Annotated in this window: 1 protein-coding gene; it reads left to right on the forward strand. The window is 75.7% G+C overall.

Translation table 11 applies throughout. The annotated features are described in order from the left end of the window. Nucleotides 1–2 precede the first annotated feature (2 nt). On the forward strand, nt 3–2,194 hold a 2,192-nt coding region (locus A9X01_RS31920; protein ID WP_436405291.1), incomplete at its 3' end, for a PE family protein.

Below are 2,194 nucleotides of genomic sequence, written 5' to 3' on the forward strand. Positions count from 1 at the left end.
GGATCGGGGAGGTGCTGAGGGCGGCGAGTGCGGCGGCGGCTCCGTTGACGACCGGACTGATGCCGCTGGCTGGTGATGAGGTGTCGGCCGCGGTGACGCAGTTGTTCGGCAGTTTCGGTCAGGAGTATCAAGCGCTGAGTATGCGCGCCGCGGCGTTTCATGATCAGTTCCTGACCGCGTTGGGTGCCGCTGGTGACGCGTATGCGTCGGCGGAGTCAGCCGGCGTGTTGTCGTTGCAGAACCTCGAGCAGGGTGTGTTGGGCCTGATCAATGCGCCCACCAACACCTTGATTGGGCGTCCGCTGATCGGCGACGGCGCCAACGGCGCTGCGGGCACTGGGCAAGCGGGCGGACCCGGCGGACTGTTGTGGGGCAACGGTGGGGCGGGCGGATCCGGTGCGGCCAGCGGCAGCGGTGGACGTGGCGGTGATGCGGGTTTGTTCGGCAATGGCGGGGTCGGCGGCGCTGGTGGCGTCGGCGCGGCTGGGGCTACGGGAGGCACCGGAGGGGCTGGCGGTGCCGGTGGGTGGCTGGGCGGATTCGGCGGGGCCGGTGGCGCCGGAGGCGCCGGAGGTGCCGGAAGCGGCGGCATCGGTGGTGTCGGCGGAACGGGTGGCGTCGGCGGTGCCGGCCGGGCACTGTTCGGCGGCGGCGCCGGCGCTGGCGGGGCCGGCGGGTCCGGCGGCGCTGGGGATATCGGCGCAACCGGTGCGGACGGAGGCGGGCCGTTAGGCGGACTAGGCGGTACGGGCTTTGCCGGTGGTGCTGGTGGGGTGGGTGGTGACGGCGGCGCCAGTTACGGGCTGATGAGTTCCGGTGGGGCCGGCGGGGTTGGCGGGACCGGCGGGCAGGGCGGCCAGGGCGGAGTTGGCGGTACCGGGCTGGGATATCAGGTGGACGGCGGCAATGGTGGCACCGGCGGCAACGGCGGTGCCGCGGGTGCCGGAGGAGCCGGCGGAGCCGGGGGCTATCTCGGCAGCACCGGACACGCCGGCGGGGCAGGCGCCGGCGGCGTCGGGGGCATCGGCGGTACCGGCGGGCAAGGCGATACCGGGACGTTCGGTTCATCTGGTCCCGCCCCCGCCAACGGCAGTCAAGGCTTGCATGGCGGCGCGGGCGGTCAAGGCGGTAACGGCGGAGCCGGGATCGGCGGGACCGGTGGCGGTGCGGGCGGCAAGGGCGGTATGGGCGGCAATGGCGGAGCCGGAGGGGATGGTGGAGCAAACACCGCCACCGTTACGACCGGAGCCGGCGGGGGCGGCATGGGAGGTTCCGGCGGCCAAGGCGGCACCGGGGGCACCGCAGGTGCGGGCGGAATCGGTGTGGACGGCGGGGCGGCGGGTGACACCGGCACCGGAGGTACCGGCGGCGTCGGTGGCAATGGCGGGATGGGGGCTGCCGGGGCGTCCGGTGCCAGCAGCATGGCGCCTGGGAACGGCTTCCAGGGCGGTCAGGGCGGCACCGGCGGCACCGGCGGCACTGCGGGTTCCGGCATCAACGGCGTCGGCGGCGGGCAGGCCGGCACCGGGGGCAACGGCGGCCAAGGCGGCGGCGGCGGAAACGGCGGCACCAACACCGGCACCACCGCCACCGGCGCAACCGGAGGCGGCATGGGCGCCCAAGGCGGCCAAGGCGGCACCGGCGGCACCGCAGGCGCAGCAGGCACGCTTGTCGACGGCGGGGCGGTCGGCGGCACCGGCACCGGCGGCACCGGCGGGACGGGCGGCAACGGCGGGCTGGGGGCTACCGGTGCAACCGGCACGAACAGCACTACCACCCCGACCGCGGGTAGCCAGGGCGGCAGCGGTGGCACCGGCGGCACGGGTGGCACGGGCGGAGCGGGGATCGGCGGGTTCGGCGGTGGTGCTGGTGGCCAAGGTGGCATCGGCGGGACCGGCGGCGGCGGCGGTTCGGGCGGCATCAATACCGGCACCGGCGGCACTATCAGCGCCAACGGCGGCACCGGTGGCACCGGCGGGCTGGGCGGCAACGGCGGAGCAGCGGGCGCCGGCGGCACCATCGGTGGTCAGGGTGGCAGTGGCGGCAAGGGTGGCAATGGTGGATTTGGGGGGCAGAACGCCTCTGGCGACTCCGTTAACGTCGGCCGCTCCGGTGGGGGCGGTGGCGGCGGTGCCGGCGGCACCGGCGGGCTGGGCGGCAACGGCGGTGGCAGCGGCGCCGGCGGGGGGGGGGG

This window comes from Mycobacterium asiaticum (assembly GCF_001668675.1).
In the GTDB taxonomy this organism is placed as follows: domain Bacteria; phylum Actinomycetota; class Actinomycetes; order Mycobacteriales; family Mycobacteriaceae; genus Mycobacterium; species Mycobacterium asiaticum_D.